The 6,480-nt window shown below is 46.2% G+C and carries 5 protein-coding genes; 2 read left to right on the top strand and 3 right to left on the bottom strand.

Features of this window, described 5'->3' with window-relative positions; all coding sequences use genetic code 11:
- Positions 1 to 29: 29 nt before the first annotated feature.
- Positions 30 to 755, bottom strand: a complete 726-nt coding sequence (locus tag FHQ30_RS12505; RefSeq protein ID WP_139611700.1) for a TIGR01621 family pseudouridine synthase — start codon at positions 753 to 755, stop codon at positions 30 to 32.
- 47 nt (positions 756 to 802) lie between these two features.
- Between FHQ30_RS12505 and cls the strand changes: the two genes are divergently transcribed.
- Entirely contained in the window at positions 803 to 2,263 is a 1,461-nt protein-coding gene (gene cls / locus FHQ30_RS12510) for a cardiolipin synthase (protein ID WP_139611701.1), read from the top strand.
- Between the two features lie 50 nt (positions 2,264 to 2,313).
- Here cls and glnD read toward each other — a convergent pair whose 3' ends face one another.
- Positions 2,314 to 4,944 carry a bifunctional uridylyltransferase/uridylyl-removing protein GlnD gene (glnD, locus tag FHQ30_RS12515; protein WP_139611702.1) on the bottom strand — a complete coding sequence of 877 codons (2,631 nt, stop codon included), beginning with the start codon at positions 4,942 to 4,944 and terminating at the stop codon, positions 2,314 to 2,316.
- 29 nt (positions 4,945 to 4,973) lie between these two features.
- On the bottom strand, positions 4,974 to 5,777 hold the full coding sequence (gene map, locus FHQ30_RS12520) for a type I methionyl aminopeptidase (protein WP_139611703.1): 804 nt from the start codon (positions 5,775 to 5,777) through the stop codon (positions 4,974 to 4,976).
- 200 nt (positions 5,778 to 5,977) lie between these two features.
- Here map and erpA point away from each other — a divergent pair, with 200 nt between their 5' ends.
- Complete coding sequence (erpA, locus tag FHQ30_RS12525) at positions 5,978 to 6,319, top strand: iron-sulfur cluster insertion protein ErpA (protein WP_132966827.1); 342 nt, start codon at positions 5,978 to 5,980, stop codon at positions 6,317 to 6,319.
- Positions 6,320 to 6,480 lie beyond the last annotated feature (161 nt).

Below are 6,480 nucleotides of genomic sequence, written 5' to 3' on the forward strand. Positions count from 1 at the left end.
AGATCAACAGACCCTAAGGTATTATCCCCTTAATCCGTTGTGCAATCAATCGTTAACCGCACCAATTGCCGCTGCACCTCGGCGCGTAGAAAGTATTTGCCGCTGCTCGGCAATTGTGTGATGGCAATTTTCTCACCCCGATACTCAAATTTAAGTGCATAAGCGTGTAAATAAGTGCGGTCAAGTGCGGTTTTATCACCATAGCGCTGATCACCCAAAATCGGGCTGCCGAGGCTTTTCATCGCCACGCGCAATTGGTGCGTTTTACCGCTCTTTGGCATCAGATGAAATAAGCGCAAGCCGGGTTCACACAGCACACTGTGAAAACGGGTGACTGCCGGATTGGTTTGACTGCGGCACAGTTTCCAACTGCCGTTACGTGTTTTCGCCATATCACCTGCCACCATGCCCTGCTTTTTCTTTGGTTTCCCGCTCGAAAGCGCGATATAATGTTTCTCTATTTTATGCGTTTGAAACAGGCGTGAAAACTCGGCGGCAGCGGCGCTATTGCAAGCTAAAATGAGTAATCCGGAGGTGATTTTATCCAAACGATGAACCAACCATAGCTTGGCATCACCGGTTTGCTGCGCCACCCAATCCGGCAATCCTGATAATTGTTGATCTTTATGTACACTGATGCCGATCGGTTTGTCGATCACAATAAAATCGGGGTGGCGGTACACCACAGCAATCGGTTCAGGAATATCAGCATCAGCAATATCAGCTTTCGAGGTAATCGTTTCTTTTGGCAACATCGCGGTTATCTATCAATCATATAATTAAGGCATTTGATAAGCATAGTATGAATATAGAACTTTCGCAAATTATCGGTTACTTACTGCCGGCATTTGTCTGGATTTTCGGCATTGGCATCACCGCACGTTTAGCATTTAAAAAACAAGCGGTCTCTGTCACCTTAGCATGGCTGCTGATCATCTTTATGATCCCGGTTTTCGGCATTATTGCCTATCTGATTCTAGGCGAAATCAAACTCGGACGGCGGCGTGGTGAGTCCTTCAAAAAGCTGGCACCGCTCTACACCGAATGGTTCAGCAGTTTTGATCAATGCTCCAATTTAACGTTAAGTAACGAAAAATTACGTTTTAAACCACTGTTTGCCTTGAGCCGCTATCGAGTTGGTATTCCGTGCGTATTAAATAACGAGCTGCATATTTTAAACAGTGCCGAAAGCATTATCCAAACTATGATTCAGGATATCGAACAGGCGCAAAAAACCATTTACATGACGTTTTATATCTGGTCGGACGGCGGTTTGGTCAACGATCTGACCAGTGCCTTAATTCGTGCTGCCAAACGTGGAGTGAGAATTCAAATTTTACTGGACTCCGTCGGCAGCAAGCGTTTTTTAGGCGGTCGAAATTACCGTTATCTGCTCGACAACGGCATTCGGATTGAAGAAGCGCTGCACGCTAATCTATTCCGCATGTTTTTTCGTCGTGTCGATTTACGGCAACACCGCAAAATTATGGTGATCGATGATAATATTAGCTACACCGGCAGTATGAATATGGTTGATCCGCGTTATTTCAAACAGCACGCCGAAGTCGGACAATGGATCGATATTATGGTGCGGATTGAGGGGCCGGTATCACTTATTTTGCAGGGCGTTCATAGTTGGGATTGGCAGATGGAAACCAATGAAGACGTTGCGCTGCTGCCGCAATGTCCGCTGTTACAACATAAACCAGATGATTCGCACGGCGTGCAAATTTTGCCGTCAGGTCCCGGATTTCCACAAGATTTAATGACTCAATCGCTGCTGCTGGCGATCAGCAGTGCACGGCACAGCATCACCATCACCTCGCCCTATTTTGTGCCCAGTTCCACTATTGCCGAATCGCTGGCAACCGCTTCGATTCGTGGAGTTGAGGTCAAACTGATCCTACCAGAGAAAAATGACTCATTCTTAGTCGAATGGGCGAGCCGCACTTTCTTTGATGAATTGTTGGAAGCCGGCGTGAAAATTTACCGTTTTGAAAACGGGTTGCTGCACACCAAAAGCATTCTGATTGATTCCCGTCTGGCATTAGTCGGCACGGTGAATATGGATGCACGCAGTTTTATGCTGAATTTTGAAGTGACGATGATCGTGGACGATCTGCGTTTCGGACAAGAGGTCGAGGCGTTACAAACCGGCTATTTAGCACAATCCAGCCTGATGGATGCACAAGTTTGGTACCGCCGCCCGATTTATAAACGCTTTTTCGAACGACTGTTCTTTTTATTCAGTCCGTTGCTCTAGGGGCTGTTGATGTTTGTTATATGTTGTGTTTTCGTTGAAAATAAGCAGCCCTAATCAAGTGCGGTCAGCAATGCCTGCTGCAAGCGCTGTTTTTCACTGTCGTCCAAGGCTCTATTTTGCGAATTGGCAAGGATAAAAAAGTCCTCCGCCCGTTCGCCGGTGGTGGTAATTTTCGCATTCAACAAATTAAGCCCCTGCTCGCTGAACACATTACTAATCGTCACCAATAACCCCGGTTTATCCAGCACAAAAATTTCCAATTCAGTTTGCTCGCGTCTTTTGCTGTCGATAAACCGCACTTCGGTGGGGACATGAAAATGTTGTAACTTATTGTTGATTCTAGTATTCAGCGCCGGTTTATATTCACTTTGCAACGCAGTCAACACACTCTGTTCGATGCTGCGGCGGCGATCAAATTTCGCCAGCACACCGGAAGTTTCGCTGATAATAAACGAATCCAACGCATAGCCGTCATTACTGGTTAAAATTTGAGCATCGTGAATTGACAGATTTTTCGCCTCGATAGCACGCACCACTTTGTTGAACAAGTGCGGTTGATCAGGGCAATAGACAAACAGTTCGGTGCCGCCTTGTGAGAAACGGTTGCTGGATTTGACAATGATCGGCTCATTTGATTGGCAAATCAATTCAACATGCCACGCCAGTTGCTGTGGATTATTGCGTAAAAAATAGTCTTGCGGACAACGCTGCCAAAAATCATTGACGGTGCGCAATTTCAAACGCTCCTCTTGCAGCAGTGGTTGCAATAATGCCAATGCCCGCAAACGATGCTGCAAAATTTCATCACTGACATCCAGCAAATAGTCCGTACCTTGTTCCAGCTGCTGAGTGGTAAATTGATAAAGCGTTTTAATCAACGAACGCTTCCAACTGTTCCACAAGGTGCTGTTGGTGGCACTGATGTCCGCCACGGTCAGACAGGTCAAATAATCCAGACGAATTTGATATTTCACACTATTGGCAAATGCCAGCACCACTTGCGGATCATAAATATCGCGCCGCTGTGCCGTGACTGACATTTTCAAATGATTGAGCACCAACCAAGCGGTCATTTCCGCATCTTGCTCATCAAAACCATGTTTTTGTGCGAAGTCATAAACATCAATCGCCCCCAACTCGGCATGATCACCGCCACGCCCCTTGGCAATGTCGTGGAAAAGTGTGGTCAAGTAGAGCAAGGTTCGGTTTGCCAAATTCGGAAACAGTTCAACGCACAGTGGATGCTGTTCTGCATTTTGTGGATCGAGAAAGCTCTCCAACTTCAACAGCACCCGCACGGTGTGTTCGTCCACCGTATAGGCATGAAACAGATCAAATTGCATTAAGCCACTGATATTATTCCACTCTTCGCAATAGGCATTTAACACACCGTGCTGGTGCATCGGCACAATCGCTCGAGCAATCGCTTGCGGTTGTGCCAACAGATGCACAAATTTTTGTCGTGCTGAGGGAATATCAATCAGATACTGCCCTTTTTTGTTGCTATCCTGCACCACCAACGCCAAACGCAACCGACGCAGCGTAGTGGAATGGAGTACCGCTTGCGGCTGCCGTGTCAAATGGAAAAACAGATCCAGTATCGTGTCCGGTTGCTGCAAAAAGCAGTCTGGATTGCGCAAACGGATCGTCTGATTTTTCAGCTCAAAATGCGCATCCAACGATTGTGCCTCGCCGCTGTCGCAAGTCTGAATAAAATGCTCTTGGTAGTGTTGCAGTAACAATTCTGTCAGCTGCATAATGTCATGGGAGGCACGGAAGAACTGTTTCATCATCTCCTCAACCGCTTGGTTGCCTGTTCCTTGATAGCCTAAGATTTCACTGACTTTCACCTGCCGATCGAACAACAAGCGATTATCGTAACGCTTAATCACCAGATGCAAGGCAAAGCGCAATTTGAATAAAAATTGCTGCGCACGATTCAAAGTGCGGTGTTCTTCCGGGTAAATAAAGCCCGAATCCAAAATCTCTTGCAGGTTCTTGACACCCAAATGGCGCAGCGCAATCCAGTATAATAAATGTAAATCGCGCAAGCCACCGGGGCTGTATTTGATATCCGGTTCTAAATTGTAGCCGGTATTGTTGTAGCGTTGGTAACGCTCGGCTTTTTCCTGCATTTTAGCCGCAAAAAATGCCTCGATCGACCAAAATTCAGCGGATTTAACCGCACTTTGTAGCTGTCGGAACAAGGTTTGATTGCCGTCCAGAAAACGGGACTCCAATAAATTGGTGGCAATACTGATATCCGCCAGCCCTTCGGCAATACATTGATCCAGCGTGCGTACACTGTGTCCGACGTCAAAGTGACAATCCCATAAAAATTGAATCAGTGCGCTAATATTGTCTTGCTGTGATGTATCAAGTGCGGTTTCACTGAGGATCAAAATATCCAAATCGGAGAGCGGAAACATCTCTTCGCGCCCATAACCGCCGACCGCAACCAGCGCCAACGGCTGTTGATCCAAACCGAACTGGCGCCATAACTGCTGCAACAACTGATCATAAAAGCGGCTGCGCTCGGCGATCAAGTGGTTAATATCACTGTGATTAAATTGCGCCAATTCCTGCGCTTTTAACGCCTGCAACCGCACTTTTACTTCACTGACGTCAATTACACTATTTTCGACCACCACAGCGCTGACTTCATCACGGCTAGATATCATGCTTTACGCCTTCCGACACTTATTCAAAATCAATCGTTAATCATCAAGCGTGAAATTCGTCCGCTAGCAATTTCTTCATCACGAATCGTCATCACTTCACAGCCATTTTCTGTCACCACAATCTGGTGTTCATATTGTGCCGACGGGCTGCGATCTTTGGTTTTCACCGTCCAACCGTCTTTCATCAACCGCACTTCACGTCGTCCGGCATTGACCATCGGCTCAATCGTGAACACCATGCCCGGTTTCAACACCACACCACCGTCATCCGCATAGTAATGCAGCACTTGCGGATCACTGTGAAAACGATTGCCGATGCCATGCCCGCAATATTCGCGCACCACCGAACAGCCTTTGCTCTCTACATATTGCTGAATGCTGCGCCCGATTTGATTTAAACGAATACCGGCTTTTACCGTGCGTAATCCGACATATAGTGATTCCAAAGTCACCTCACATAGCCGATTGGCTTTGATCGACGGCTCGCCGATCAGATACATTTTAGAATTGTCACCATAAAAACCGTCTTTGATCACCGTGACATCAATGTTGACAATGTCGCCTTTTTTCAAGATTTTGCCGTCATCCGGAATGCCGTGACACACCACTTCGTTCACCGAAATACAGGTCGCTTTCGGAAAGCCGTTGTAATTCAAGCATGCCGGTATCACCTGCTGCACCTCGCGCATATATTGGTGACAAATGCGATCCAACTCACCGGTGCTGACGCCCTCTTTGACGTGAGGTTCAATCATCACCAGCACCTCTTGCGCCAATTTGCAAGCCGTTCTGATCTTATCCAGCTCTTCTCCGCTCCAGATAGGAATACTCATCTCTTTTTTCTCGCCTTTTTATTATTGAAAATTGCCCAAACATTGTAGCATTTTATGCCTAAAGAAACCATTTCTGCCATCATTCCAATGATCTCTCTGTGTTTCGAAAGCGAATTTTTGCTCTTTTTTAGCCAAAAAATAGTGCTATAATGCGCAAATCTTTTTTTATAGTTGGCAAAGTACACAGCGTAGGAGTACTTATGAGTGAGATGGCGATTCCTCTCGATTTTACAGACGCAGCAGCAAACAAAGTGAAAAATCTGATTGCCGATGAAGAGAATCCGGACTTGAAATTGCGGGTTTACATCACCGGTGGCGGTTGTAGCGGTTTTCAATACGGCTTCACTTTTGATGAAAAAATCAACGATGGTGATTTGACGATTGATAAAAATGGTGTGTCATTGGTGGTCGATCCAATGAGCCTGCAATATTTGATCGGTGGCACAGTGGATTACACCGAAGGCTTGGAAGGCTCACGTTTTGTGGTCAACAATCCCAATGCCACCACCACCTGCGGCTGTGGCTCGTCGTTTAGCATTTAATATTTCAGCGATAAACCGCACTTTTGATCTGACCGCACTTTTATCTGATTGTAAAAACGTAAAAAAGATGTGATTCCTCACGGCAACCACATCTTTTTTATTTATAACCAGTCTGTTCTAGGGTCTGTTGATCTTTGTTTAGGCATAGTAGACAAAATGGT

The sequence above is a fragment of the Testudinibacter sp. 'clade 2' genome (genome assembly GCF_006227735.1).
GTDB lineage: Bacteria > Pseudomonadota > Gammaproteobacteria > Enterobacterales > Pasteurellaceae > Chelonobacter.